Annotated in this window: 24 protein-coding genes and 1 tRNA gene; 19 read left to right on the plus strand and 6 right to left on the minus strand. The window is 60.9% G+C overall.

What is annotated here, in order from left to right; genetic code table 11:
- Positions 1–3 precede the first annotated feature (3 nt).
- A complete protein-coding gene (locus tag EFQ99_RS21040) occupies positions 4–1224 on the minus strand; it encodes an NAD-dependent epimerase/dehydratase family protein (RefSeq protein ID WP_126923149.1) in 1221 nt (406 codons plus the stop codon).
- A gap of 141 nt (positions 1225–1365) precedes the next feature.
- Here EFQ99_RS21040 and ybgC point away from each other — a divergent pair, with 141 nt between their 5' ends.
- The 13 genes from ybgC to serA all read left to right on the plus strand — a co-directional run bounded on the left by ybgC (position 1366) and on the right by serA (position 16910).
- On the plus strand, positions 1366–1821 hold the full coding sequence (gene ybgC / locus EFQ99_RS21045; protein WP_126923150.1) for a tol-pal system-associated acyl-CoA thioesterase: 456 nt from the start codon (positions 1366–1368) through the stop codon (positions 1819–1821).
- A 380-nt stretch (positions 1822–2201) separates the two neighbouring features.
- Positions 2202–2921 (plus strand): protein TolQ, encoded by a 720-nt coding sequence (gene tolQ, locus EFQ99_RS21050; RefSeq protein ID WP_064247637.1) that lies wholly within the window; start codon positions 2202–2204, stop codon positions 2919–2921.
- 18 nt (positions 2922–2939) lie between these two features.
- A complete protein-coding gene (tolR, locus tag EFQ99_RS21055; RefSeq protein WP_126907430.1) occupies positions 2940–3395 on the plus strand; it encodes a protein TolR in 456 nt (151 codons plus the stop codon).
- A gap of 8 nt (positions 3396–3403) precedes the next feature.
- The gene (locus EFQ99_RS21060) at positions 3404–4543 is read left to right on the plus strand and encodes a hypothetical protein (protein WP_126923151.1); all 1140 of its coding nucleotides are present in this window, start codon (positions 3404–3406) and stop codon (positions 4541–4543) included.
- A gap of 109 nt (positions 4544–4652) precedes the next feature.
- Positions 4653–5963 carry a Tol-Pal system beta propeller repeat protein TolB gene (gene tolB, locus EFQ99_RS21065; protein ID WP_126923152.1) on the plus strand — a complete coding sequence of 437 codons (1311 nt, stop codon included), beginning with the start codon at positions 4653–4655 and terminating at the stop codon, positions 5961–5963.
- Between the two features lie 151 nt (positions 5964–6114).
- Positions 6115–6648, plus strand: a complete 534-nt coding sequence (pal, locus tag EFQ99_RS21070; protein WP_126923153.1) for a peptidoglycan-associated lipoprotein Pal — start codon at positions 6115–6117, stop codon at positions 6646–6648.
- A gap of 160 nt (positions 6649–6808) precedes the next feature.
- The gene (gene ybgF / locus EFQ99_RS21075) at positions 6809–7798 is read left to right on the plus strand and encodes a tol-pal system protein YbgF (RefSeq protein WP_126923154.1); all 990 of its coding nucleotides are present in this window, start codon (positions 6809–6811) and stop codon (positions 7796–7798) included.
- Positions 7799–7807: 9 nt separating this feature from the next.
- Positions 7808–9148, plus strand: coding sequence for a tRNA lysidine(34) synthetase TilS (gene tilS, locus EFQ99_RS21080; RefSeq protein WP_126923155.1), 1341 nt, complete (start codon positions 7808–7810; stop codon positions 9146–9148).
- A gap of 97 nt (positions 9149–9245) precedes the next feature.
- The gene (gene ftsH / locus EFQ99_RS21085; protein ID WP_125847151.1) at positions 9246–11177 is read left to right on the plus strand and encodes an ATP-dependent zinc metalloprotease FtsH; all 1932 of its coding nucleotides are present in this window, start codon (positions 9246–9248) and stop codon (positions 11175–11177) included.
- A gap of 244 nt (positions 11178–11421) precedes the next feature.
- Positions 11422–12774, plus strand: coding sequence for a phosphoglucosamine mutase (gene glmM, locus EFQ99_RS21090; RefSeq protein ID WP_126923156.1), 1353 nt, complete (start codon positions 11422–11424; stop codon positions 12772–12774).
- 256 nt (positions 12775–13030) lie between these two features.
- Positions 13031–13867, plus strand: coding sequence for an outer membrane protein (locus EFQ99_RS21095; RefSeq protein ID WP_126923157.1), 837 nt, complete (start codon positions 13031–13033; stop codon positions 13865–13867).
- Between the two features lie 186 nt (positions 13868–14053).
- On the plus strand, positions 14054–15232 hold the full coding sequence (locus EFQ99_RS21105) for a phosphoserine transaminase (protein ID WP_126923159.1): 1179 nt from the start codon (positions 14054–14056) through the stop codon (positions 15230–15232).
- Between the two features lie 82 nt (positions 15233–15314).
- A complete protein-coding gene (serA, locus tag EFQ99_RS21110; protein WP_126923160.1) occupies positions 15315–16910 on the plus strand; it encodes a phosphoglycerate dehydrogenase in 1596 nt (531 codons plus the stop codon).
- A gap of 79 nt (positions 16911–16989) precedes the next feature.
- Here the strand turns inward: serA and EFQ99_RS21115 are convergent, their stop codons facing one another.
- A complete protein-coding gene (locus EFQ99_RS21115) occupies positions 16990–17256 on the minus strand; it encodes a hypothetical protein (RefSeq protein ID WP_126923161.1) in 267 nt (88 codons plus the stop codon).
- Between the two features lie 208 nt (positions 17257–17464).
- Between EFQ99_RS21115 and EFQ99_RS21120 the strand changes: the two genes are divergently transcribed.
- The 5 genes from EFQ99_RS21120 to EFQ99_RS21140 all read left to right on the plus strand — a co-directional run bounded on the left by EFQ99_RS21120 (position 17465) and on the right by EFQ99_RS21140 (position 22339).
- Positions 17465–19549: a putative bifunctional diguanylate cyclase/phosphodiesterase gene (locus EFQ99_RS21120; RefSeq protein ID WP_126923162.1), complete on the plus strand. Its 2085-nt coding sequence runs from the start codon at positions 17465–17467 to the stop codon at positions 19547–19549.
- A gap of 125 nt (positions 19550–19674) precedes the next feature.
- Positions 19675–20034: an ArsR/SmtB family transcription factor gene (locus tag EFQ99_RS21125; protein ID WP_126923163.1), complete on the plus strand. Its 360-nt coding sequence runs from the start codon at positions 19675–19677 to the stop codon at positions 20032–20034.
- A complete protein-coding gene (locus EFQ99_RS21130) occupies positions 20034–20522 on the plus strand; it encodes an SRPBCC family protein (protein WP_126923164.1) in 489 nt (162 codons plus the stop codon). Before EFQ99_RS21125 ends, EFQ99_RS21130 begins: the two co-directional genes overlap by 1 nt.
- Positions 20523–20926: 404 nt before the next feature.
- The gene (gene mnmA / locus EFQ99_RS21135; RefSeq protein WP_126923165.1) at positions 20927–22126 is read left to right on the plus strand and encodes a tRNA 2-thiouridine(34) synthase MnmA; all 1200 of its coding nucleotides are present in this window, start codon (positions 20927–20929) and stop codon (positions 22124–22126) included.
- A gap of 136 nt (positions 22127–22262) precedes the next feature.
- Positions 22263–22339 (plus strand) — tRNA-Met (locus EFQ99_RS21140).
- Here EFQ99_RS21140 and EFQ99_RS21145 read toward each other — a convergent pair.
- From EFQ99_RS21145 to EFQ99_RS21155, 3 genes are all read right to left on the minus strand, one after another.
- The gene (locus EFQ99_RS21145; protein ID WP_126923166.1) at positions 22334–22735 is read right to left on the minus strand and encodes a hypothetical protein; all 402 of its coding nucleotides are present in this window, start codon (positions 22733–22735) and stop codon (positions 22334–22336) included. The genes EFQ99_RS21140 and EFQ99_RS21145 overlap by 6 nt on opposite strands.
- Positions 22736–22799: 64 nt before the next feature.
- Positions 22800–23483 (minus strand): methyltransferase family protein, encoded by a 684-nt coding sequence (locus EFQ99_RS21150; RefSeq protein ID WP_208722797.1) that lies wholly within the window; start codon positions 23481–23483, stop codon positions 22800–22802.
- A 125-nt stretch (positions 23484–23608) separates the two neighbouring features.
- Positions 23609–24145, minus strand: coding sequence for a hypothetical protein (locus tag EFQ99_RS21155; protein ID WP_126923167.1), 537 nt, complete (start codon positions 24143–24145; stop codon positions 23609–23611).
- 110 nt (positions 24146–24255) lie between these two features.
- On the opposite strand from EFQ99_RS21155, the gene EFQ99_RS35370 reads away from it, so the two are divergent.
- On the plus strand, positions 24256–24558 hold the full coding sequence (locus tag EFQ99_RS35370; protein WP_208722798.1) for a hypothetical protein: 303 nt from the start codon (positions 24256–24258) through the stop codon (positions 24556–24558).
- Positions 24559–24586: 28 nt separating this feature from the next.
- Here the strand turns inward: EFQ99_RS35370 and EFQ99_RS21165 are convergent, their stop codons facing one another.
- Positions 24587–25549, minus strand: a complete 963-nt coding sequence (locus EFQ99_RS21165; RefSeq protein ID WP_164736417.1) for a phosphatase PAP2 family protein — start codon at positions 25547–25549, stop codon at positions 24587–24589.
- Positions 25550–25604: the final 55 nt, after the last annotated feature.

The raw sequence follows: 25604 nt of genomic DNA on the forward strand, positions 1-25604 counted from the left end.
CGCTCACGAGACGGATTTCAGCCGCTTGCCTTCCGGATCGTGATTGATCGTCGCGGCGATGTCCTTGGTCCAGGCGGAAACGGCCGGCACGCGCGAGCGGTCGACGCGATAGGAGAATTTCTTCGCCACGTCGACGATCTCGTCGAGCAGGGCGGCTTCCAGGGTAATCGGAGCGAGGCCGAGATCGAGGAACTTTTCGTTCCGGACGATCAGCTCGTTCTCGGCGGCTTCCTTGCGCGGGTTGGGCAGCCAGGCGATCTTGGAGCCGGTCATTCTGGCGATCATCTCGGCGAGGTCGCGCACCCGGTGGGTTTCCGTCATCTGATTGAAGATCTCGACGCGGGCGCCTGGGGCAGGCGGGTTCTCCAGCGCCAACTCGATGCAGCGCACCGAGTCCTGGATGTGGATGAAGGCGCGGGTCTGGCCGCCGGTTCCGTGCACCGTCAGCGGATAGCCGATCGCGGCCTGGATGAGGAAGCGGTTCAGCACCGTGCCGTAGTCGCCGTCATAATCGAAGCGGTTGATGAGCTGCGCGTGGCGGCGCGTCTGCTCGGTATGAGTGCCCCAGACGATGCCCTGGTGCAGATCTGTGATCCTCAGCCCGTCGTTCTTTGCGTAGAACTGGAAGAGAAGCTGATCCAGGCACTTGGTCATATGGTAGATCGAGCCCGGATTGGAGGGGTACAAGATCTCCTGGCTGACGGTCTCGCCGCCCGCGGTTTCGATGCCGACGGGCAGATAACCTTCGGGAATGGCGGCCCCGACGGTCGAGTAACCATAGACGCCCATCGTGCCGAGATGGATGAGGTGGGCGTCGAGATTGAGTTCAGTCAGCGCGTTCAGCAGATTATGCGTGGCGCTGACATTGTTGTTGACGGTGTAGTTCTTGTGGCGGTCGGTCTTCATCGAATAGGGCGCGGCGCGCTGTTCGGCGAAATGGATGACGGCATCGGGGCGGTTTTCGGCAAGCCACTTCTTCAAGAGCTCATAATCTTTGGCGAGATCGATCAGATTGAAGTGGATACGGCGTCCGGTTTCGGCATGCCAGATGCGAGTGCGCTCCTGGATCGAATCCATCGGCGTCAGCGACTGAACACCAAGTTCGGTGTCGATCCAGCGGCGCGAGAGATTGTCGAGGATATGGATGTCGTGACCGGCATCGGAAAGGTGGAGCGAGGTGGGCCAGCCAATGAAACCGTCTCCGCCCATTACCGCAATCTTCATCGCATCGTCTCCTGATCGGTCGCTTATTATCGGGAATAGTTAGGAATTATGACAATCATTCAATGCCTGCCGGTCGGGCATTCAATGCTTGCCTGTCGGGAAGCGTTGCGCCAAAGAGGGCACCTGAGTTTGGAGAAAATTATGACGGAACGCCCTTTTTCCATTTCGGGAGAGCTGACGGAGGCCGGACATCGCCTCGTTCAGCGGGTCTATTATGAAGATACGGATTTCTCCGGCCTGGTTTATCACGCCCGCTACCTGCATTTCCTCGAGCGCGGCCGTACCGACTATCTGCGCTGCCTCGGCGTCGAGCAGCGTGAACTCGTCAGCGCCGACGAGGAGGGGCTGGTTTTCGTCGTGCACCGCATGGAGATCGACTTCAAGAGCCCGGCGCGCATGGACGACGTGCTGACGATCCTGACGCACACGGAAAAAGCCGGAGGGGCCAAGATGGTGCTCAACCAGCAGATCCGCTCGGGCGAGACGCTGCTGATCGCCGCCAAGGTGATCATTGCCGTCATCAATGCCAAGGGGCGGCCGAGGCGGCTGCCGGAAACGCTGGCGGCGAAATTCCTGGAAGGCAGCAAACCGCTGTAGTTCGAATCGCCTGGAATTCGCAGTTGCCCGCTTGTCAAAACATGAGTTTTATGTGAAGGAATTTGCGCGCCGCAGAATGGGCGCTCGGGCAGCCGGGCATTGCTCCCGGTCAAGTATTCCATGGAACAAAATCTTCCGCACGCAGGCTTACTGTCACAGTCAGGCACTAACGATCTATTAACCATAATAGTGTCTTACTGGGAAAGTCAGAGTTTGTGCGGTGCACGCCTTCCTTTGACCAAATTTGACGGCAAGAAGGCGGAAGATGAGCTTGGAAGCTTGACCAGGGCTTTGGGCAGCGGCCGCCAGACACTTCTTGCGAGATCACTTTGTGCCGCCCGGTCCTGCGCCGGGCGTTTGGATTCGAGGATTTTGGTTCAATGGAACAAGTAGGATTGGCAGCAGCCGCGACGGACGTCAGCCTCTGGTCGCTTTTCATGCAGGCCGGCATCGTCGTCAAGCTCGTCATGCTCGGGCTCATCGCGGCTTCGGTATGGACGTGGGCGATCGTCATCGACAAGTACCTGGCTTATGGCCGCGCACGACGCCAGTTCGACAAGTTCGAGCAGGTTTTCTGGTCGGGCCAGTCGCTGGAAGAACTCTACCGATCGCTGTCGGAGCGCAACAATACGGGTCTGGCGGCGATCTTCGTCGCGGCCATGCGTGAGTGGAAGAAGTCGTTCGAACGCGGCGCCCGCTCGCCGATCGGCCTGCAGATGCGTATCGACCGGGCGATGGACGTGACGCTGTCACGCGAATCGGAATTTCTCGGCGCCCGCCTCGGATCGCTCGCGACCATCGGTTCGGCCGGTCCGTTCATCGGCCTTTTCGGTACGGTTGTCGGCATCATGACCTCGTTCCAGGCGATCGCCGGATCGAAGTCCACCAATCTTGCGGTCGTGGCGCCCGGTATCGCCGAAGCGCTACTTGCCACCGCGATCGGTCTCGTTGCTGCTATCCCGGCCGTTATCGCCTACAACAAGTTCTCTGCCGATGCCGGCAAGCTCTCGGGCCGCATGGAAGGTTTTGCGGATGAATTCTCCGCCATACTTTCGCGCCAGATCGACGAGAAGCTGCAGCCGCGCGCTGCCGCTCAGTAACCAACGGAGTATTCGAACATGGGTATGGCTGTTGGAGGCAATGGCGGCGGAGGCGGCGGACGCCGCCGTCGCGGCGGTCGCAACAAGGCCGTGATTTCCGAAATCAACGTGACGCCGCTCGTCGACGTCATGCTCGTGCTGTTGATCATCTTCATGGTCGCGGCACCGATGATGACCGTCGGCGTGCCGATCGACCTGCCGGAAACGCAGGCCAAGGCGCTGAATTCCGAAACGCAGCCAATCACGATCTCGGTCAAGAACGACGGCGAGGTGTTCCTGCAGGAAACGTCGATCCCGGCGGCCGAAATCGCCGCCAAGCTCGAGGCGATCGCGACCACCGGTTATAACGAACGCATCTTCGTGCGCGGCGACGCGACGGCGCCCTACGGCGTCATCGCCGACGTCATGGCTCGCATCCAGGGGGCCGGCTTCAAGAATATCGGCCTCGTGACGCAGCAGAAGAAGGACCAATAGCGCTCAAGATGAAGGCCAGTGTCATCACATCTGCTGTTTTGCACGGCCTGGTGCTAACCTGGGCGATGGTGTCGCTCAGTGCGCCGGAATCCTTCAAGGTGGAGGATTTCGAGGCGATGCCGGTCGACCTCGTGCCGGTGGAATCGATCACCCAGATGCAGCAGGGCGACAAGAAGGCTCCGAAGAAGGAGACTTCCGCGCCCGTGCCGACGACGCGACCGCCGATCGCACAGCCGGCCGAGAATGCCGGCGACAACAATGCCGACCTGAAAACGCCGCCGGTCCCGAACGCCAAGCCGAGCAATAGCGAGGCCGCCGCGGCGAATTCGAGCGAGAAGCCGCTGCCGCAGGTCGATCCCAAGCCGAACGACGTCAAGGAAATCAACAAGGAAGAGACCGAGGTCGAGCAGCCGAAGGAAGTTGCTTCCATTCCGCCGCCGAAGCCGGTCGAGGTGACGCCACCGAAACCGGAGGAAAAACCGCCGGAAGAACAGGCCAAGCCCGAGGAGCCGCCGAAGCCGGATGCGGAAGCATTGCCGGACAAGGTGCCGACGCCGGTCGTCAAGCCGCAGGTAAAGCCGCCGGAGCCACAAAAGACGGCCGAAAAGCCGCCGGAAAAGACACCGGACGAGCCGAAGGCCGCCGAAAAACCGACAGACAAGAAGAAGGCCGACAAGAAGCAGGAAGTCGCGAAATCGGCTTCGTCGATGAAGAGTGACTTCAATGCCGACGAGGTCGCGGCGTTGCTGAACAAGACCGATCCCTCCGCGGGCGGCGCCAAGCGCTCGACGCAGGAGGCATCGCTGGGTGCGAAGAAGAGCAATGGTGGCTCGAAACTCAGCCAGAGCGAAGAAGATGCGATGCGCAGCTTGATCGAGGGTAACTGGCTTGTCACGCCCGGAATGGAAGGCCTTTCCGGCATGGTCATCAAGGTTCACATGAAGCTCGACAAAGACGGCAACATTATTGGCCAGCCGGAAGTCGAGTCGTCGGGCGGCAACAGCAGCGACTCCACACGCCGTGCGTTGGAAGGCGGTGCTTATAGAGCTGTCATGAAGTCGGCACCTTTCTCAACGCTTCCGAAGGACAAGTATGACGCCTGGAATGAAGTCGAGCTCAACTTCGATCCAAGCAGCATGGGAATCTAGATGTCGAGAAGCCTGGCTTCCAAAGATAAATACGATGCCTGGATGGAAGTTGTCTTTAACTTCGCTGCCGGCAATTTGAATTCATGAAGTGCTGAAAGGCTTGTTTGATATGGTCAAGTGTTCCCTCATCCGCGCTCTGATGGTCATAGCAGGCCTGATCGGGGTCGCAGCCTTTACGACGCCAGCCAACGCGTTGGTCACCCTCGATATTCGAAAGGGTAATGTCCAGCCGCTGCCGATTGCGGTGACGGACTTCCTGCAGGGTGATATGGGCGCGCAGGTTTCGCAGGTGATCGCGGCCGATCTGCAGCGCTCCGGCCTTTTCGCGCCGATCAACAAGAGCGCCTTCATCGAGAAGATCTCCAATCCGGATGCCGCACCACGTTTCGAGGACTGGAAGGTCATCAATGCGCAGGCGCTGGTTACAGGCCGGGTGACGCAGGAGGCGGATGGCCGTCTTCGTGCCGAATTCCGTCTCTGGGACCCGTTTGCCGGCCAGCAGATGACCGGACAGCAGTTCTACACGCAGCCGGAAAACTGGCGCCGCGTCGCCCACATCATCGCCGATGCGATCTACAAGCAGATCACCGGTGAGGAAGGCTATTTCGATACTCGCGTCGTCTTCGTCTCCGAATCCGGCACCAAGCAGCAGCGCAAGCGCCAGCTGGCGATCATGGATCAGGACGGTTTCAACATTAAGATGCTGACGGATGGCAGCGATCTCGTGCTGACGCCGCGCTTCTCGCCGAGCCGGCAGGAAGTCACTTACATGTCCTTCGCCAACCAGCAGCCGCGGGTCTATCTGCTGCAGCTCGAAACCGGGCAGCGCGAGGTCGTCGGCAATTTCCCGGGCATGACCTTCTCGCCGCGCTTTTCTCCGGATGGCCAGAAGGTGATCATGAGCCTGCAGCAGGAAGGCAATTCGAACATCTACACGATGGACCTGCGCTCGCGCACGACGACGCGATTGACCTCGACGGCTGCGATCGACACTTCGCCCTCCTATTCGCCTGACGGTGCGCGTGTCAGCTTCGAAAGCGACCGTGGTGGTAAGCCGCAGATCTACGTGATGAATGCCGATGGTTCTGGCCAGACCCGCATTTCCTTCGGTGACGGTTCCTATTCGACGCCGGTCTGGTCGCCGCGTGGCGATCTGATCGCCTTCACCAAGCAGGCCGGCGGCAAGTTCTCGATCGGCGTGATGAAGCCTGATGGTTCGGGTGAGCGTATCCTGACGACCGGCTTCCACAACGAGGGTCCGACCTGGGCGCCGAATGGCCGCGTGCTGATGTTCTTCCGCCAGGCAGCAGGCGCAGGCGGTCCGCAGCTCTATTCGATCGATCTGACCGGTTACAATGAACAGCTCGTCAAGACGCCGAGCTACGGTTCCGACCCGGCCTGGTCGCCGCTTCTGGAGTAGCGGGCGCGGCAATGCCTTTATGTCGCCCCAGAATCATGAAAACCGGGCGGCTACGGGACAAATCAATAAATTGTTAACCATAATCTTTGAGGGGCGGTTAACCGAGTGCGGTTACTGTCCGGAAACCCTGAAATCGCAAGGAGACCCGGCCATGAGCCGAATTCACACCCCGGCAATGAGCCGCATGCAGAATTTCGCCCGCAACCCCGTCATGATCGCGCTCGTCGCCGGTCTTGCACTTGCAAGCTGCGCCAAGAAGAACGGCGGCGTACCGAATAGCGCTGGCGAACTTGGCCTCGGCGCCGGTGCAGCAACGCCGGGCTCCGCCCAGGACTTCACGGTCAATGTCGGCGACCGCATCTTCTTCGACACCGACTCCTCGTCGATCCGCGCCGATGCCTCGCAGACGCTCGACCGTCAGGCGCAGTGGCTTGCCCGCTACCCGAACTACCAGATCACTGTCGAAGGCCATGCCGACGAACGCGGCACCCGCGAATATAACTTGGCACTCGGCGCCCGCCGCGCGGCTGCCGCCAAGGACTATCTCGCTTCGCGCGGCGTTCCCGCACAGCGCCTGAAGACGATCTCCTACGGCAAGGAACGCCCCGTCGCCGTCTGCGACGATATTTCCTGCTGGTCGCAGAACCGCCGCGCGGTCACGGTTCTCGGCGGCGCCGGCATGTAATTTGCCGACATAGTTTGCTTTCGAAAGGCGGTCCCTGCAGGGGCCGCCTTTTCTTTTTGACCACACTTTGGCCAGACTCCGTTGCTTTTTGAAAGCAATTGGAAAAATCTCCTGTTCGTGCCATCGAGGCGCGAAGAATCACTGGGACAGGACGATACATATGAAGAAACTTGTCGTGGCAGGCATGCTGTGCCTCGCGGCTGTGACCGGGAGCGAACGGGCGGCCTATTCCGCTTCGTTCTTCGGGCTGCATCTCGGCGACCGATCCACGGAAAACCAGGCGGCGCCGCCGGTCGTCAAGGTGCAGAGCGGCGATGCGGAGGTTCGCGTGCAGCAGCTCGAAGAGCAGTTGCGGCAGCTGAACGGCCGCATCGAGGAGATGAGCTTTCAGCTTCTGCAGATGCAGGAGACGATCCGCAAGCAGCAGGAAGATAATGAATTCCGCTTCCAGCAGCTGGAAAAGACAGGCGCCGGCGGCAATACGACCAAGGCGCCCGTCAAGAAGAGCGAAACCGATCCCGCTCCGGCAGCCTCGGGCGGCGACGATATCGCCAAGGTGATCCAAGCGCCGCAGGGAGCCGAAACGGCTCCCTCCAGCAACGTGCCTCAGAATAGTGGTCTCGGCCAGCCGCCGAAGGAGCTTGGCTCGATCGACTTCGATCAGAACGGCAAACAGATCGGCGGAACGATCGACGACAATGCCACAATCGGCTCCGGGCCGATTCCTGATGCCAATAGCGGGAAGTCTCAGCAGACCGCTTCGCTCGGCGGCGAGGCCGATCAGTACAAGTCCGCCTACGGGCATGTGCTTTCCGGCGATTACAGCACGGCCGAGCAGGAATTCACGCAGTACATCACCCGTTACCCGAGCAGCGCGCGGGCGGCGGACGCCAATTTCTGGCTTGGCGAGGCGCTCTATTCGCAGGGCAAGTACAATGAGGCGGCGAAGACCTTCCTCAATGCCCATCAGAAATACGGCACATCGGAAAAGGCGCCGGAAATGCTCCTGAAGCTCGGCATGTCGCTTGCCGCCCTCGACAATACCGAGACGGCCTGCGCGACGCTGCGCGAAGTCTCGAAGCGTTATCCGAAGGCCTCACGCGCCGTCATCACTAAAGTTGCGAGCGAACAGAAGCGCCTCGCCTGCTAGGCCGCCGGCATGTGTGCCGAACGCCCGTCATCGCCTCGATCGGCGATCCGTCAGTTTCTCTTCTCGCTCCAAAGCCCCGCGCGCATTCTCGTCGCAGTATCGGGCGGCAGCGATTCCACCGGCCTGCTTCTCCTCCTCGACGAAGCCGTGAAGGCCGCGCCCCACCTCAAGATTTCCCTTTGCGCCGCGACCGTCGATCACGCGCTGCGCGCCGGCTCCGCAGATGAGGCGCGAGAAGTCGCTGCCCTCTGCGCATCGCTTGGCATTCCCCACACGGTCGCGAACTGGCAGGGCGACAAGCCGAAAACCGGCATCATGGCGGCGGCCCGCGAGGCGCGTTATCGCCTTTTGGCCGAGGCAGCGGAGGAGCTTGCCGCCGATCTCATCGTTACCGGCCATACATTCGACGATCAGCGCGAAACGTTGCAGATGCGTGGGATGCGAACGGAGCAGGTTTCATCAGGTATTGCCGATGCGGTGCTCTTCGACCGGCGTTTTTGGATTTTGCGGCCACTTCTGTTTTCTACCCGGGCAGATATCCGCACCTTCCTGGAAGAGCGGGGCGTGCCGTGGATCGACGACCCCAGCAACGAGGATGAGAAGTACGAGCGGGTGCGGATGCGCCAGCAGCTTACGACCGATGGAGGCATGGAGCAGGATATTCGAGCGGCCTGGGAAGAGCGGCTCGCTTTGTCGTCGAGGGGAGCCGAATGGCTGGACCGCCATTTCGCACTTCACGGCGGCCTGCTCGGGCATGTGCTGCCCGATGGGTTGAGGCAGGATCAAGCCGTCCTCGACTATGCGCTCGGCCGCTTGACGGCCGTCTTTGGCGGGCAGCCATTTGTGCCGGGGAGGGCGCAGATGGAGCGACTCCTTCCATTTGCCGTCGGCAGAGAGCCCGGGCGGATGACAGTCGGCCGGGTGGTGTTCGACCTGCGACGTGATGGGCTTTATCTGGCGCGCGAGAACCGGGGGATATTGCCTCTAGTGCTGCGGCCGGGAGAGGCGGGGGTGTGGGATGGAAGGTTTTATGCATGCAATGGTTCGCCCACCTCGATAGTGGTCGAGACGGGATCAAGTCCGAGGACAGGAATGAGGGGAGAGTATTTTGAGCGCTTGCCCAAGGCGGCATGGAAGCGCGCCGTCGCCTCCGCGCCGGCTTTAACCTCCGAAGGAGCCCCTTTATCTGAGGAATCCGTCCGCAGGGTCGACCTTATGCCCTATTTCGCGCCCTTCGACCGCTTTTTGACACGATTTGATTTCATCTTTGCCGACAGGCTTTCGGCGGTTTTCGCAACGGCGCCCTATGCGGGGCTGCCTTTAAGAAGTATTGACGGAAAAACCATCTGACATGGGGGATTGCCTTGGCAACGGCCCGGCGCAACCCTATGTTAGAGAAGAATAAGACGGTCGCCATGAGGCGGCTGTTCCAGTGCTGGGGAGTTCGATGAACCCTAACTTACGTAATTTCGCCTTGTGGGCGATCATAGCGCTTCTGCTGATCGCCCTTTTCAGTATGTTCCAGACGGCGCCGGCGCAGACGGGCTCCCGCGAGATCCCCTATTCGCAGTTTCTGCGTGAGGTGGATGCGGGCCGTGTGAAGGAAGTCGTGGTCACGGGCAACCGTGTCTCCGGAAGCTATGTTGAAAATGGCACCACCTTCCAGACCTATTCGCCTGTCATCGACGACAGCCTGCTCGATCGCCTGCAGCAGAAGAATGTCCTGGTTTCCGCCCGTCCTGAAACGGACGGCTCCTCGGGTTTTTTGAGCTATCTCGGCACGCTGTTGCCGATGCTTCTGATTCTCGGCGTCTGGCTGTTCTTCATGCGGCAGATGCAGGGTGGCTCGCGCGGCGCAATGGGCTTCGGCAAGTCCAAGGCCAAGCTTTTGACCGAAGCGCATGGCCGCGTGACCTTTGACGATGTTGCAGGCGTCGACGAGGCCAAGCAGGATCTCGAGGAAATCGTCGAATTCCTGCGTGACCCGCAGAAATTCCAGCGTCTCGGCGGCAAGATCCCGCGCGGCGTATTGCTCGTCGGCCCTCCGGGCACCGGCAAGACGCTGCTCGCCCGCTCGGTCGCCGGTGAGGCCAATGTGCCCTTCTTCACCATTTCGGGTTCCGACTTCGTCGAAATGTTCGTCGGCGTCGGTGCAAGCCGTGTGCGCGATATGTTCGAGCAGGCGAAGAAGAATGCGCCCTGCATCATCTTCATCGACGAAATCGATGCCGTCGGCCGCCATCGCGGCGCCGGTCTCGGTGGCGGCAACGACGAACGCGAGCAGACGCTGAACCAGCTGCTGGTTGAGATGGACGGCTTCGAGGCGAATGAAGGCGTGATCCTGATCGCCGCCACCAACCGCCCCGACGTTCTCGATCCGGCGCTGCTGCGTCCCGGCCGTTTCGACCGCCAGGTCGTGGTGCCGAACCCCGACATCGTCGGGCGCGAGCGTATCCTCAAGGTACATGCCCGCAACGTTCCGCTGGCGCCGAATGTCGATCTCAAGGTTCTCGCCCGCGGCACGCCCGGTTTCTCCGGCGCCGATCTGATGAACCTCGTCAACGAAGCCGCCCTCATGGCCGCGCGCCGCAACAAGCGCGTCGTCACCATGCAGGAATTCGAGGACGCCAAGGACAAGATCATGATGGGCGCCGAGCGCCGTTCCTCGGCCATGACCGAGGCGGAAAAGAAGCTCACTGCCTACCATGAGGCTGGCCACGCCATTACCGCGCTCAACGTCGCCGTTGCCGATCCGCTGCACAAGGCGACGATCATTCCGCGCGGCCGTGCGCTCGGCATGGTCATGCAGCTTCCCGAGGGCGATCGCTACTCGATGAGCTACAAGTGGATGGTTTCGCGCCTCTGCATCATGATGGGTGGCCGTGTTGCCGAAGAACTGACCTTCGGCAAGGAGAACATCACCTCAGGCGCTTCCTCCGACATCGAGCAGGCCACCAAGCTTGCCCGTGCCATGGTCACGCAATGGGGCTTCTCCGATCAGCTCGGTCAGGTCGCCTATGGTGAAAACCAGCAGGAAGTCTTCCTCGGCCACTCGGTTTCGCAGTCGAAGAACGTTTCGGAAGCAACCGCGCAGAAGATCGACAATGAAGTGCGCCGCCTGATCGACGAAGCCTATACGCAGGCCCGCACGATCCTGACGGAAAAGCATGACGAATTCGTCGCCCTTGCCGAAGGCCTGCTCGAATACGAGACGCTGACCGGCGAAGAGATCAAGGCGTTGATCCGTGGCGAGAAGCCGTCTCGCGATCTCGGTGACGATTCGCCGCCGAGCCGTGGCTCGGCAGTTCCGAAGGCCGGCGCGCGGCCTGCCACCAAGGGCGATGAGCCCGAAGGCGGCCTCGAACCGCAGCCGCATTGAACGGCGCTGCCACCCTGAACAAGGCCGGATTTCCCCATGAGGGAAACCCGGCCTTTTCTATTGGTAACGGGATATATTCATTTTTCTCGGTAATTTACGTGCCGATTTCGATGTTTTATGGCATCCCGATGAAATAAGGCAGGTCCGACTCGCACGCTCTGGGATTGACGACGGACCTTTGAAGCCACATTCGCTTGGAACGATGCGCTGCCTTGAATGGCGCGCGGAAAGCGCAGGAGTGCAGATGAAAAGACGCTATTTCGGGACCGACGGCATTCGCGGCCAATCCAATGTCTTCCCAATGACGCCGGATCTCGCGATGCGGGTCGGCATTGCCGCCGGCACGATCTTTCGCCGCGGCAACCATCGCCATCGCGTCGTCATCGGCAAGGACACGCGCCTTTCCGGCTACATGCTTGAGAATGCCATGGTCGCGGGCTTCACAGCCGCCGGTCTCGATGCCTTCATTCTCGGCCCGATCCCGACACCTGCCGTCGCGATGCTGACGCGGTCGCTGCGCTGCGATATCGGCGTGATGATCTCTGCTTCGCACAATCCTTACGAGGATAACGGCATCAAGCTTTTCGGCCCCGACGGCTACAAGCTTTCCGACGACATCGAGGCCGAGATCGAGGATCTGCTCGAAAAGGACCTGAACGCACAGCTCGCAAAGTCCGACGACATCGGTCGCGCCAAGCGCGTCGACGGCGTGCATGACCGCTATATCGAACATGCCAAGCGCACCCTGCCGCGCGACGTGACGCTGCAGGGCCTGAGGATTGCGATCGACTGCGCCAACGGCGCTGCCTACAAGGTGGCGCCGGCCGTGCTCTGGGAGCTTGGCGCCGATGTCGTGACCATCGGCAACGAGCCGAACGGCACCAACATCAATCTCAATTGCGGCTCCACCAGCCCGGTCGCGCTTCAGAAGAAGGTCGACGAGGTACGCGCCGATATCGGCATTGCTCTCGACGGCGACGCGGACCGCGTCATCATCGTCGACGAGAATGGTTCGATCGTCGACGGCGACCAACTCATGGCCGTCATTGCCGAGAGCTGGGCCGAAAGCCAGCAGCTGCGCGGCAATGGCATTGTCGCCACTGTCATGTCCAATCTCGGCCTCGAGCGCTTCCTCGACGAGCGCGGCATGGCGCTTGCCCGCACGAAGGTCGGCGACCGCTATGTCGTCGAGCATATGCGCCAGCACAATTACAATGTCGGCGGCGAACAGTCCGGTCATATCGTGCTCTCGGAATACGGCACGACCGGCGACGGCCTCGTCGCGGCACTGCAGATCCTTGCCGCAGTCAAGCGCACGGGGCGGACCGTCAGCGAGGTCTGCCGCCGCTTCGAGCCGGTGCCGCAGCTTCTGCGCAATGTCCGTATCAGTGGCGGCAAGCCGCTGGAGGATATCCAGGTGCAGAAGGCGATCGCCGATGCCGAAGCTGAGCTCGCCAAGAACGGCCGGCTCGTCATCCGCCCGTCGGGCACCGAGCCGCTGATCCGCGTCATGGCCGAAGGCGACGACCGCGCCCAGATCGAGCGCATCGTCAACGAGCTGATCGGCACGATCTCGAACGTTCGCACGGCCGCCTGATCCCTGCGAGGCAGACTATCGAAAGCCGGTGCGCAAGCGCCGGCTTTTTTTGTGCCTGCGGCGGCAGCGATCCGGTCGCCGGGACCGAGCCCAAAAATCCAACCGCCTTATGTTTCAGGCTGCTGAGATGCCTGAGCATCAAGGTAAATAATCGTGGTTAAGCAGGTTTTAACGTTTCCAATCCATTATCCATCCGAAGCGTACCAGATTGGCGGCGACCGAGCCTGCCGACGCAACGGGATTTTGGAGTGGGATCATGAAAAGAAGCTTGTCCGGCATCTTCGCCGCACTGTTGATCGCGACAAACGCCTATTCCGCGGATCTCGCTCCTGCCGAGCCGATCCCGGAACAGCCGCCTGAGGTGACAGTCACCGAAGCGACCGGCTGGTACCTGCGCGGCGATGTCGGCTATGCCTTCACCGATCTGCGCGGCGCCCGCTATTTCCAGGGCAGCAACGCCACGGAAGTCGATTTCGACCGCGCGGACCTCGATGACGCATGGACCGTCGGCGGCGGTGTCGGTTATCAGATCAACAGCTACCTCCGCACCGATCTGACCTTCGACTACCTCACGCAGGCGGATTTCCACGGCTCGACGGTCGGGCAGTGCGGCTTCCCGCTGGTGGATTGCACCTCGCGCGACTCCTCCTCGCTGACGGCCTATACGCTGCTCGCCAACGCCTATGTCGATCTCGGCACCTATGGCTACGTGACACCTTATGTTGGCGCCGGTATCGGTGGTTCCTACGTGAAGTGGAAGAACCTGAAGAACGTTGCCTGCGCCGATGACGGCAGCTTCTGCGACGACGAAGTCACCCACGGCGGCAAGGGCAACTGGCGCTTCACCTACGCCCTCATGGCCGGCGCCTCGATCGACGTGACCTGCAACATCAAGGCCGATGTCGGCTATCGCTACCTGCATGTCGACGGCGGCAACATGTTCGGCTACGCCCAAAATGGCGGCCCGGGCCGCGACAAGGGTCTCACCGCTCACGAAGCCCGTATCGGCGCGCGCTACCTCTTCAGCGGCTGTGCCCAGCCGGTCGCCTACGAGCCGCCGGCAATCCCGCTGCAGCAGCCGGTCTACAAGTAAATTCAATTTCTTGCATCGGAAAGCCGCCCGACCCCGGGCGGTTTTTTTCGTTTCGGCCACCTTGCTTGCGTTAAAATATCCTCAACTTGCGACACTTCGATCTTGACTATGAAGCGCCCGATCCATACACACAGCGGCGGGACACCCTTCCCCAACGAAGGGCTTTCTATCTGAGAGGATAGCATCATGGCGAAGACCGCAAAGCCGGACATCCGTCCGCAAAATACTCATTTTTCTTCTGGCCCCTGCTCGAAGCGCCCCGGTTGGTCGCTCGACGCTCTTTCCGACGCGGCTCTTGGCCGTTCGCATCGTGCGAAGGTCGGCAAGACCAAGCTCAAGCAGGCCATCGACCTTACCCGTGAGATTCTTCAGGTGCCGGCGGATTACCGCATCGGCATCGTTCCGGCATCCGATACCGGCGCCGTCGAAATGGCGCTCTGGTCGCTGCTCGGCGAGCGCGGCGTCGACATGCTCGCCTGGGAAAGCTTTGGCGCCGGCTGGGTAACCGATGTCGTCAAGCAGCTGAAACTCAAGGATGTGCGCAGGCTCGAAGCCGGTTACGGCGAGCTTCCCGATCTCTCGGCCGTCGATTTCGACCGCGACGTCGTCTTCACCTGGAACGGCACCACTTCGGGCGTGCGCGTGCCGAATGCGGATTTCATCCCTGCCGACCGCAAGGGCCTGACGATCTGCGATGCGACCTCGGCCGCTTTCGCGCAGGAACTCGATTTTGCCAAGCTCGATGTCGTCACCTTCTCCTGGCAGAAGGTTCTGGGCGGCGAGGGCGCACACGGCGTCATCATTCTGTCGCCCCGCGCTGTCGAGCGCCTCACCACCTACACGCCAGCCTGGCCGCTGCCGAAGATCTTCCGCATGACCTCGGGCGGCAAGCTGACGGAAGGTATCTTCCAGGGCGAGACGATCAACACGCCGTCGATGCTCTGCGTCGAAGACTATATCGATGCGCTGGTCTGGGCCAAGGGCCTCGGCGGCCTCAAGGCGCTGATCGCGCGCGCCGACGCCAATGCCAAGGTCATCCACGATTTCGTCGCGGCAAATGAGTGGATCGCCAATCTCGCCGTCAAGGCGGAAACGGCTTCCAACACCTCCGTCTGCCTGAAGATCGTCGATAAGGATGTGAGCGCCCTCGACGACGACGGCCAGGCGAATTTCGCTAAGGGTCTCGTCGGCCTGCTGGAAAAGGAAGGCGTCGCCTATGACGTCGGCCATTACCGCGACGCGCCGTCCGGCCTGCGCATCTGGGCCGGCGCCACGATCGAAGCATCAGACATGCAGAAGCTGATGCCTTGGCTTTCCTGGGCTTTCGAAACCCAGAAGGCGCAGCTTGCTCAGGCCGCAGCCTGATGTGATCGCATCCGGCTCCGCCACAGGGCGGAGCCCAGCATCTCCATTCATTCATCGCTGAACACTTTTGAAGGAGGCCACAATGGCACCTCGCGTTCTCGTATCCGACGAATTGTCGGAAACCGCCGTCCAGATATTCCGTGACCGCGGCGTCGAAGTCGATTTCGAACCGCAGCTCGGCAAGGACAAGGACCGTCTGCTCGAAGTCATCGGCAAGTATGATGGACTCGCCATCCGCTCGGCCACCAAGGTGACGGAAAAAATCATCGAAGGGGCGGCCAACCTCAAGGTCGTCGGCCGCGCCGGCATCGGCGTCGACAATGTCGATATCCCGGCCGCCTCGCGCCGCGGCATCATCGTCATGAACACGCCCTTCGGCAACTCGATCACCACGGCCGAGCATGCGATCGCGCTGATGTTCGCCGTTGCCCGCCAGCTTCCGGCAGCCGATACCTCGACGCAGGCCGGCAAGTGGGAGAAGTCGAAATTCATGGGGGTCGAGATCACCGGCAAGACGCTCGGCGTCATCGGCGCCGGCAATATCGGCTCGATCGTCTGCGCCCGCGCCATCGGCCTCAAGATGCATGTCGTCGCCTACGACCCGTTCCTCTCCAAGGAGCGCGCCGAAGAGATGGGCGTCACCAAGGTCGAGCTCGATGAGCTTTTTGCCCGGGCCGATTTCATCACGCTGCATGTGCCGATGACCGACAAGACGCGCGGCATCCTCAACAAGGAAGCGCTGGCTAAGACCAAGCCCGGCGTACGCATCATCAACTGCGCCCGCGGCGGTCTGGTCGATGAGGCAGCCCTTGCCGAAGCCATCAAATCAGGCCATGTCGCCGGTGCCGCCTTCGACGTCTTCGAGGTCGAGCCCGCCAAGGAAAGCCCGCTCTTCGGCCTGCCGAACGTCGTCTGCACGCCGCATCTCGGCGCTTCGACGACCGAGGCGCAGGAAAACGTCGCTCTGCAGGTCGCCGAGCAGATGGCGGACTACCTCGTCAAGGGTGCGGTCTCCAACGCCATCAACATGCCGTCGATCACCGCGGAAGAAGCGCCGATCCTGAAGCCCTTCATCCGTCTCGCCGATGTTCTCGGCGCCTTCGTCGGCCAGGTCACCGAGGAGCCGATCAAGGAAATCGAGATCCTGTTTGACGGCGTCACCGCCAACATGAACACCCGGGCGCTGACGAGCGCGGTTCTCGCCGGCCTCATCCGCCCGCAGGTCGCCGACGTCAACATGGTTTCGGCGCCGATCATGATCAAGGAAAAGGGCATCGTGCTTTCCGAGGTCAAGCGCGACAAGACGGGCGTCTTCGACGGCTATATCAAGCTGACGGTGACGACCGAAAGCATGACGCGCTCGGTCGCCGGCACGGTGTTTTCGGATGGCAAGCCGCGCTTCATCCAGATCAAGGGCATCAACCTCGATGCCGATGTCGGCTCGCACATGATCTATATCACCAATACCGACGTTCCCGGCATGATCGGCTTCATCGGCACGACGCTTGGTTCTGCGGGCGTCAACATCGCCAACTTCCAGCTCGGCCGCGACAAGCAGGGCGGCGACGCCATCGCGCTGCTCTATGTCGACGGCGAGGTGGAGGACGGCGTGCTTGCACAGCTGACGGCGCACCACGCGATCCGCCAGGCAAAGCTGCTGACCTTCAACATCGACTGAGTCTCTTCCTCCCAAGGAAAACATAGAAAACCCGGCGCGGGAAACGGCGCCGGGTTTTCTGTGTTGGGAATGGTGATTTTCAGTGGTGCCGGCGTTTGCGGCGGACCATCTTGCCTAAACGGGCGACATCGTCCTCAGCCTTCGTGCGGTGAAGGAAGGCGAGCCTGCTGTCGTCGAGGCCCTGGAAGAATTCGTCCCAGGAGATCTCCTCCTGCGGTTCCGAGGAAAAATCGACACGGACAGTTTCGCTATCCCGTGCGTTCTTGATACGGGCGGGATGGCCGCCGCGTTCCTCGATCCAATGTTTGATTCTGATGTAATCGGTCGTCGTGCCGAACCTGGCCATGAAACCCTCCTCACCGTTCGATTGCGACATCGATCACCCCGCAACGTGTGATCGAGGGAATTGTTCCATGGCGGCCAAAATATTTTTAAGAAAGTCCGCCTTTGCTCATTCTATAGATCTAGCCTCAAGTTCAAGCCGCGTATGATTCTGATTTTATTTAACTTTTATCAGTATAGGGGTGAGATCGGCATCAACCCACGCGAATTCTATGGCCCCTTTGACGACGACCGAGCATACCGAGGCACCGAACGAGGATTTTCGCGCACTGTTTGCGATGCATCCGTCGCCAATGTGGGTCTATGATCCGCTGTCGCTACGCTTTCTCATCGTCAACGAAGCGGCGGCGGCGCTTTACGGCTACAGGGCAGACGAATACCCGGGCATGACGGTCCTGGACATTCGTCCCGAGCATGAGCGCATGCGGATGGTCGATGCCGTCAACAGCCGCACCGACGTGGAAAAGGCGGAGCGATGGATTCACCGCAAGGCAAGCGGCGAGACCTTCGAAGTCCTGACCTATGGCCGCGAGGTGCGCTTCGAGGGGCGGAGCGCGATCCTGGCGGTCGTGCAGGATCGCACCGAGGTCAATGCCATCAGGCGTCAGATCAGCGATACACGCTCGCTTCTCGACAGTATCGTCGACAACCTGCCGGTCGGCGTCTTCGTCAAGGACATGGAAGCGGACGGGCTGTACATCCTCTTCAACGAAGCCTGCGGCGACATTGTCGGCATGAAGGCTCAGGACATCGCCGGCCGAACCGACCGGGCGCTGTTTGCCGGCGGCCAGACGGATGCCTTCCGCGAGCAGGATCGCCTAGCCTTCGAGGCGGACGCCGCGATCAGCTTCGAAGAGACGATGCTGCGCCCCGATGGTGCACAGCGCATCCTGCGCACGGTCAAGCGCGCCCTGCCGGCGCCGGAGGGGCACGCGCCGCGTTACCTGCTCGGCATCTCGCAGGATGTGACGGAAGAGCGTGCCGTCGAGGCAAAGCTTGCCCATCTCGCCATGCACGATTCCCTCACGGGCCTGTCGAACCGGGCGGCCTTTTCCAGGCATATCAGCGAGCGCACGGCCGAAGCGACTGCAGAGAGCCCGATCGCGCTGCTCTATATCGACGTCGATCATTTCAAGCATATCAACGACAGCAAGGGACATGCCGCCGGTGACGCGCTGCTTTGCCAGGTATCGCAGCGCCTGATGCAGCTCGCGGAAGAGGGCGATCTCGTCGCCCGTCTCGGCGGTGACGAATTCGCCGTCGTGTTGCAGCTCGACGAGCCGGAGCGGGCCGGGCGTTTTGCCGAGCGGCTGCTGCAGGCGCTCGGTCGCGCCTTCGATCTCGACGGCACCCGGGAGCACGTCACCTGCAGCATCGGCATCGCATTGGCGCCGGATCATGCCGTCGACGCCGACGTGTTGATGCGGCATGCGGATCTGGCGCTCTATGCCGCCAAGGAGAGCGGGCGCTCGACCTATCGTTTCTATGAGGCGGAGATGCGGCTTGTCGCCGAGCGCCGGCACGTGATGACGGCCGAGCTGCGGGCAGCGCTTGATAAGCGTCAGTTCGAGCTGCATTACCAGCCGATCGTGCAGCTCGACGATGACGGTATCGCCGGCTTCGAGGCGCTGATCCGCTGGCGCCATCCCAAGCGCGGTCTGGTCGCGCCGATGGAGTTCATTCCGCTTGCAGAAGAAACCGGCCTTATTGTGCCGATCGGCGACTGGGTGATCCGCGAGGCTTGCCGCGCAGCCGCCGCCTGGCCCGCCCACTTGAGGATCGCCGTCAATCTCTCGGTCAGCCAGTTCAGGCATGCGAGCCTGCTTTCGACCGTGGTCGCCGCCCTCGACGAGACGGGCCTCAACGCCAACCGGCTTGAAATCGAAATCACCGAGTCCGTGTTCCTGACCGATGTCGATCAAAGCCTGCCGCTGCTGCGCACGCTGAAGGCACTCGGCATCCGCATTGCCATCGACGATTTCGGCACGGGTTATTCGTCGCTGAGCTATCTCAGATCGTTCCCCTTCGACAAGATCAAGCTCGACCGCAGTTTCGTTTCGGGCATCGAGACGGATGCCGGCAATCTCGCCATCGTGCGCGCCGTCGTCGGCATCGGCTCCGGTTTCAATGCCACGACGTTGGCCGAAGGCATCGAGACGGAAGAACAGCTGCAGAAGCTGCGCGCCGAAGGCTTCAGCGAGGTGCAGGGCTATCTGCTCGGCCGGCCAATGCCGCAGGAAGAGGCGGAGGCGCTGATTTATGGCGGCGTGCCAAAGGTCGCCTCGTCACATAAGTGAGACTTCCGCGTAGGCGCCTATGATTTTGCGCACTGGTCGCGCTCGAAAGGGCGCGAGGACAGCGCCTGCGTAAATAGTTAAGTGGTGGCTTGACAATTAAGCCTCGTACCACAATACTAAAGTCCATGCTTAACCATTCTGATATAGACGATATTCTGAAGGCACTGGTCGAGCCGACGCGGCGGCAGATCGTCGAGCGGCTGAGCCGCGGCCCCGCCAGTGTCAGCGAGCTGGCGCGCCCCTTCGACATGTCGCTTGCAGCGATCGTCCAGCATCTGCAGGTGCTGGAGGAAAGCGGCCTTATCCGCAGCGAGAAGATCGGACGGGTGCGCACCTGCCGTATCGAACCATCAGGTCTCGACCGGATCGCCGGTTGGGTGGCAGAACGCAGAAGCCTGATGGAGCGGCGGTTCGATCGCCTGGGCGAGATGCTCTCACAGCCGGCCAACAACCAGATCAACAACCAGCAAGAGGAGAAAGAGTGATGAACGAGCAGTCCACGAAGCCAGCGGCCACCCAGCCGGCCGTTTCCCACGCCACCTTCGCCGTCGAGCGCGCCTATCCCGTTCCGCCCGAGCGCGTCTTCTTCGCCTTTTCCGATCTTGACAGCAAGCGGCGCTGGTTCGCCGAGGGTGAAGGGTGGGAAGTGATTGAATTTACCTCGGATTTCAGCGTCGACGGCTCGGAGTTTTCGCGCTTCCGCTTCGGTGACGGGCCTGAGATCATCAACGACACACAGTATCAGAACATCGTGCCGAACGAGCGCATCGTCATCTCCTACCGGATGGCGGTGGGCGGAGCTCCGATCTCGGTCTCTCTGGCAACCATCGAATTCAGCCCCTCCGGCAAGGGCACCGTCATGACCTATACCGAGCAGGGCGTCTATTTCGACGATGCCTCGGCGGGCGCCAACCGCGAAATCGGCTGCCGCGAGCTGATGGAGGCCTTGGCACGGGAGCTTGATGTGGCCTAGTGACAGCATCAACCAATCTTTATTTTGAGAATGGCGGCCGAACCGTCATAATTGCGGTGGGCTGGAAGGAGGATGTTTATGAAACGCTATTCATTCTCGATAATCGGGCTGGCGCTCGTGGCTGCCATCATCGCCAATCCGGGCATCGCATTCGCCTGTAACAAGCTGATCGGCACCTGAGCCGCACCCCCCGCTTACCAAAAGGCGCGGCTTCGGCTGCGCCTCCCTTCACGCGGGAATGCGAAACCAACCGGCGTCCAAAGGCCCGCCTCTTGCGTCCAAGGACAATCCTTTCTATATCGGTGCCTCATCGAGAGACGGCGGCCGATCCCGCCTGATATCGGCAAATCCGCCGTAATTGCAGCGCAAGAGCGGATCGTGACCGCGCAGAATTGGCATCATCGTTGAACACACTGGATTTTGATAAGAAGCCGGAAGAGACCCGCGTCGTCGTCGCCATGTCGGGCGGCGTCGATTCATCCGTCGTCGCCGGCCTTCTCAAACAGCAGGGTTACGATGTGCTCGGCATCACGCTGCAGCTTTACGATCATGGCGCGGCCGTTCACCGCGCCGGCTCCTGCTGCGCCGGCCAGGATATCGACGATGCCCGCCGTGTCTGCGAAACCCTCGGCATCCCGCATTACGTGCTCGATTACGAGAAGCGTTTTCGCGAAACGGTGATCAATCCCTTTGCCGAGAGCTATGTGGCGGGCGAAACGCCGATCCCCTGCGTTTCCTGCAACCAGACGGTCAAGTTTGCCGACCTCCTGGCGACCGCCAAGGAGCTCGGCGCCGATGCGCTGGCGACCGGCCACTATATCCGCTCGCGGACGAACCCTTCGCGCGAAAATCCCGGCCGCCGTGCGCTTTTCCGGCCCGCCGATGCCGACCGCGACCAGAGCTATTTCCTTTTCGCCACGACCCAGGAGCAGATCGACTATCTCCGTTTTCCCCTGGGCGGCCTGCCGAAGGCCGAGACCCGCAGGCTCGCCGAAGAGATGGGCCTCGTCGTCGCCAAGAAGGCCGACAGCCAGGACATCTGTTTCGTGCCGCAGGGCAAATATTCCGACATCATCACCAAGCTGAAGCCGAATGCGGCGCTGGCCGGTGAGATCGTCCATCTCGACGGCCGCGTGCTCGGAAGCCATGAAGGCATCCTGCACTTCACGATCGGCCAGCGCCGCGGCATCGGCATCGCCACCGGCGAGCCGCTCTATGTCGTCTACCTCGACGCCCGTTCGCGCCGCGTCATCGTCGGACCGAAGGAGGCGCTGGAAACGCACCGCGTCTACCTGCGCGACGTCAATTGGCTCGGCGACGAGACGCTTGCGGAAGCCGCTTCCGGCGAAGGCTTCGCCTGCTACGCCAAGGTCCGCTCGACGCGGGCTCCGGCACCCGCCGTGCTGCATGTCGACGCCACCGGCACCTATGTCGACCTGACGGTCGGCGAGGCGGGTATTGCGCCTGGCCAGGCCTGCGCACTTTATTCCGCGCCCGGCGACGACGCCCGCGTCTTCGGCGGCGGTTTCATCGAACGCTCCGAGCGCGAACCTTCGGCCGAAGCTTCGCTGAAGGCCCTGTTGTCCAGCTCCGTCGCCGCCTGAAGCGGGCAGGAAGCAGCATCCGGCAAAGCCCACCGTTTTTCTCCATCATGCGCTTGACACAAAGCCGAAGCGCACCTTATAAGCCGCTCATCCCACGAGCCCGCAGCGCTTCGCGAGCAGGTATCGTTTGACCAGTGGCGGAGTAGCTCAGTAGGTCAGAGCAGAGGAATCATAATCCTTGTGTCGGGGGTTCAAATCCCTCCTCCGCTACCACAGTCCCCCCCAATATTTCGGCGCGGCTTCCAAGCAGGGCTGCCAGGTGGCCGACGACCTCGATGTCGCTGTGCTGGCGATCGTGAACGAAGACACGCTATGGACAAGTTCGCGGAATGAAGCGAAGATTTCAGCGCCTGACTTCTCGTCCATCTCGCTCAGTCTTGCGGACAGATTTTCCACTGTGCGCTTATATTGGCCAACCGCTTGCGGGTGCAGCTCGATCGTTTGCGGCCGCGGGACCTTTTCAAGGTCGACGGTGATGCGCGCTCTTTCTGCCTCGAGGAATATGTACTGCGTTTCGATCGCCTCGATCGGCAGGATTCCGCGGGTCAAGGCCTGCATCAGGCGATCAAGCTGGCCGATGATGTCGATCAGCTTGCGTTCGAGCGTCACGCGATCGCGCGAAGCATTGGCGACTTCCGCCCGCCTTTCCTCGCTGTAGACCCTGATATATCCGTTATCCAGTGGTCGTGGCGCGTTTGCTGCGCATGGGCAAAAACGGAAGCACCATGGGGACGCGCTCGGCATATGACCGGTAGTCTGGAAATGCCGCCCGGAGCACCGTCTCTTCGTTGCTCATCCGGCGAAGTTGCAGGCACCAATGCATGATTCCGAGAAATACCGTCCACGAAGAAAAGTTGAATAGAATCATTCCGACAACGAATATCTCCTCGGTCAGATAGAGCGGGTGCCGGACGATGGAATATGGCCCCGTTGTGACCAGAGCTCTTGCACCCGGTGCTATGCTGAAACTGCGGCCGAGGATCGCAAGCATATATGCCGATGAAAGGAAGCCAAGGATCATTAAAACCATTGCGGCAAGGCGCACAGTATCTGGCAACACCATTGGTGGGGGCAGGAAGGCGATTAGTAGGAAGAGGAAGGTGCCTGCCATCGCCGTCAGGTATGGTTCAACGCCGCGGGCGGACCGCACTGGGGGCATTCTCGTTAGGGTCACGACACACATCATGCCGATAAATAAGATCGCAGCGATCTCAGCTATTAAGAAAACGACGCCCCGGGACGGATAGTCGCGGGTCGTCATCGCCAGCGCGATATTGGTCCATACCACTAGTATTGAATAGGAGCAGATGCCTATCCGGCCGATGATGTCTGCAATAATCAAGTGTCTATTACTCATTGGTACCCCCCGCGTTGTTTTAACGCATCTTCGCACGGTTGCGGAAAATGGCAATCGCAACCGGTTGAATTGGTAAATACCAAATATTGTGGATATGACTTACACCACGCCGCCACCGGCTTCTGTCAATGCAACGACACGCGATGCGCCAGCAGCCGATCAATGCTGGCCCGGATGCGGATGCGGCGGATGATCTCGGCGTGAGTGAAAAGGCAGGCGAGGGCGGCCAAGATGATCAACTCGGTTCCGAGCAGCGCTGTAGGCAACGGCAATGACCAGTCGATATAACCGGCGGAGAGTGACGCCCCATTGCGACCTGCTGCGGCTGTGCTGGCAGCGGCATTGGCAAACACCAGCCCGAGCAGCGCAACATGAGCATAAACAAAGCGTGCCCTAAGAAACCGTTTCGGATGAAAAGCAAGATAGACGCCAAAAATCGCCATTGACGCAAACGCAGTGAGAAGTTCCCACGCCCCCATCCCCGCCACGCTAAGTAACATAAGTGGTAAGCGCAACACCGGCAGCATCGTCAGGTACAGCGCCCAAGCAAACGGATGTGATGGATACATGGCCAACAATAGCATGCTGGCGGCATATACCGCACCGACAGCATAGACCAAAACAGGTCCGAGACGAACAAACGTCAGAACCAAGACACGCATTCGCTTTCCTCCTCGGCAGGCCTCGCGGTTCTGGGCATAATATTCGCAATTTCTCGTCGCCGCCACCCGGCGGCGGCCCTTTCCCACATCCACAATCTGGAGCCTGTCCAATGAGCACTATCTCCGCTCAGCAATTACGCGCGGCCGCCAACGGCGCGGTGAACGCTGGTAACCTGAATTCCGTTCTCACGGCCATGGACAGCTACGGCTCCATGTTCGGGCTGGATCTGCCGCATCGCGCCGTCCAGTATTATGCGCAGATCATGCACGAGAGCGGCGACGATTCGGCCCCGCTATGGCATTCTCTGCGCCATGCCCGCGCGGTCGAAAACAAAGCTCCGTCCTGCCCTCGTGGAGAATCCTGCTATTCCTGCGCCCACCGGCAGGATGCGACGACGAGAAGTCGGGTTTAACCCGGCCTTCTTTTGCTTTGGCGACTATCTATGGTGGCGTCGGGGTCTGTTCGGGTTCATATCGTTCCTGTCCCGGAGCGGTGATTGCCCGAATGGCAAGGATCGACACCACAGCGACCATCCCGCCCGCGATCACATCTATCAGGTAGTGCCCGCCCTCCGGCATGGTGCCGACAATCAAGGCGGCGTTCAGAAACGCGGCGGGGCCGACCACATGCGGGACACGGCGCAAGGAATAGACGATCATTATCGCGACGACCGTGTGATAGGACGGGAATGTCACAAGCCCTTGGGCTTCCCATACCAGTAGGTTGAATGGCTCACCTGACCTGAGCTTCAACAGGTCGGCATAGTGCCACATCCCCGCCTTGGCTGTGAACGCCTCAAACGCCTCCGATGCGGGTTGGAAATACGCATACGCGCCAGCGGTTGGAAACAGCGCCATCAGAGCGGCTGTGAAGGCAGACGAAACGGCTAACAGGGCCAAAAACTCCAACAGCCGATCCACGCGATGGACCGCGCTGTACACGAGCGTCAGCCCAACGATCTGCGGCCCAAAGCTATGGTAGGCGATCACCAAAGCTGTAGCCAGAACCGGCGACCCGTTGGCTGTTTCTAGGAAGCTCGGCCAATGAAAGCCGAGCGCTGCGTCAATAGCCGCAAGGTGACCATCGATCAGGGGCGCGGCGGTGGCGGAAGCCAAATAAGAGAATATGCCGCCCGCACAACCAAGCGCGGTGAATATCGCTAGGACCGGAACGAGCGTCATCAAACTCTTTGCGGCCCAACGCAGCCGGTCAGCGCCGCGTGACGTGTCATCGCGGAGCCGGTACAGAATAACTTTACCAAAAAGGTAGGCGGCAAGAAGGACCGCCGCTGATGTCAGGTAGACGCCAAGGTTCCTCGGATCAAGGCTGACCGTCGAGAAAGGAAGCCAAGCGGCGTCAATGGCCGCGAACAATACAGTCACGGCGACGATGACCCAGACCAATCGACGATTATCCCCCATGCCTGCATACAACCATTCTTTGCCAGCGTCAGCAATA

The sequence above is a fragment of the Rhizobium vallis genome (assembly GCF_003985155.1).
Taxonomy (GTDB): Bacteria; Pseudomonadota; Alphaproteobacteria; order Rhizobiales; family Rhizobiaceae; genus Rhizobium; species Rhizobium vallis.

Excerpts from the sequence above, each read along its gene's own strand:
- tolB (WP_126923152.1), top strand. The coding sequence starts at position 4,653 with ATGGTCAAGTGTTCCCTCATCCGCGCTCTGATGGTCATAGCAGGCCTG.
- EFQ99_RS21120 (WP_126923162.1), top strand. The coding sequence starts at position 17,465 with ATGGCCCCTTTGACGACGACCGAGCATACCGAGGCACCGAACGAGGAT.
- EFQ99_RS21125 (WP_126923163.1), top strand. The coding sequence starts at position 19,675 with ATGCTTAACCATTCTGATATAGACGATATTCTGAAGGCACTGGTCGAG.
- EFQ99_RS21150 (WP_208722797.1), bottom strand. The coding sequence starts at position 23,483 with ATGAGTAATAGACACTTGATTATTGCAGACATCATCGGCCGGATAGGC.
- tolQ (WP_064247637.1), top strand. The coding sequence starts at position 2,202 with ATGGAACAAGTAGGATTGGCAGCAGCCGCGACGGACGTCAGCCTCTGG.
- EFQ99_RS21115 (WP_126923161.1), bottom strand. The coding sequence starts at position 17,256 with ATGGCCAGGTTCGGCACGACGACCGATTACATCAGAATCAAACATTGG.
- serA (WP_126923160.1), top strand. The coding sequence starts at position 15,315 with ATGGCACCTCGCGTTCTCGTATCCGACGAATTGTCGGAAACCGCCGTC.
- ybgC (WP_126923150.1), top strand. The coding sequence starts at position 1,366 with ATGACGGAACGCCCTTTTTCCATTTCGGGAGAGCTGACGGAGGCCGGA.
- ftsH (WP_125847151.1), top strand. The coding sequence starts at position 9,246 with ATGAACCCTAACTTACGTAATTTCGCCTTGTGGGCGATCATAGCGCTT.
- EFQ99_RS21095 (WP_126923157.1), top strand. The coding sequence starts at position 13,031 with ATGAAAAGAAGCTTGTCCGGCATCTTCGCCGCACTGTTGATCGCGACA.
- glmM (WP_126923156.1), top strand. The coding sequence starts at position 11,422 with ATGAAAAGACGCTATTTCGGGACCGACGGCATTCGCGGCCAATCCAAT.
- tilS (WP_126923155.1), top strand. The coding sequence starts at position 7,808 with ATGTGTGCCGAACGCCCGTCATCGCCTCGATCGGCGATCCGTCAGTTT.
- EFQ99_RS21130 (WP_126923164.1), top strand. The coding sequence starts at position 20,034 with ATGAACGAGCAGTCCACGAAGCCAGCGGCCACCCAGCCGGCCGTTTCC.
- pal (WP_126923153.1), top strand. The coding sequence starts at position 6,115 with ATGAGCCGAATTCACACCCCGGCAATGAGCCGCATGCAGAATTTCGCC.
- EFQ99_RS21060 (WP_126923151.1), top strand. The coding sequence starts at position 3,404 with ATGAAGGCCAGTGTCATCACATCTGCTGTTTTGCACGGCCTGGTGCTA.
- EFQ99_RS21040 (WP_126923149.1), bottom strand. The coding sequence starts at position 1,224 with ATGAAGATTGCGGTAATGGGCGGAGACGGTTTCATTGGCTGGCCCACC.
- EFQ99_RS21105 (WP_126923159.1), top strand. The coding sequence starts at position 14,054 with ATGGCGAAGACCGCAAAGCCGGACATCCGTCCGCAAAATACTCATTTT.
- tolR (WP_126907430.1), top strand. The coding sequence starts at position 2,940 with ATGGGTATGGCTGTTGGAGGCAATGGCGGCGGAGGCGGCGGACGCCGC.
- ybgF (WP_126923154.1), top strand. The coding sequence starts at position 6,809 with ATGAAGAAACTTGTCGTGGCAGGCATGCTGTGCCTCGCGGCTGTGACC.
- EFQ99_RS35370 (WP_208722798.1), top strand. The coding sequence starts at position 24,256 with ATGAGCACTATCTCCGCTCAGCAATTACGCGCGGCCGCCAACGGCGCG.
- EFQ99_RS21155 (WP_126923167.1), bottom strand. The coding sequence starts at position 24,145 with ATGCGTGTCTTGGTTCTGACGTTTGTTCGTCTCGGACCTGTTTTGGTC.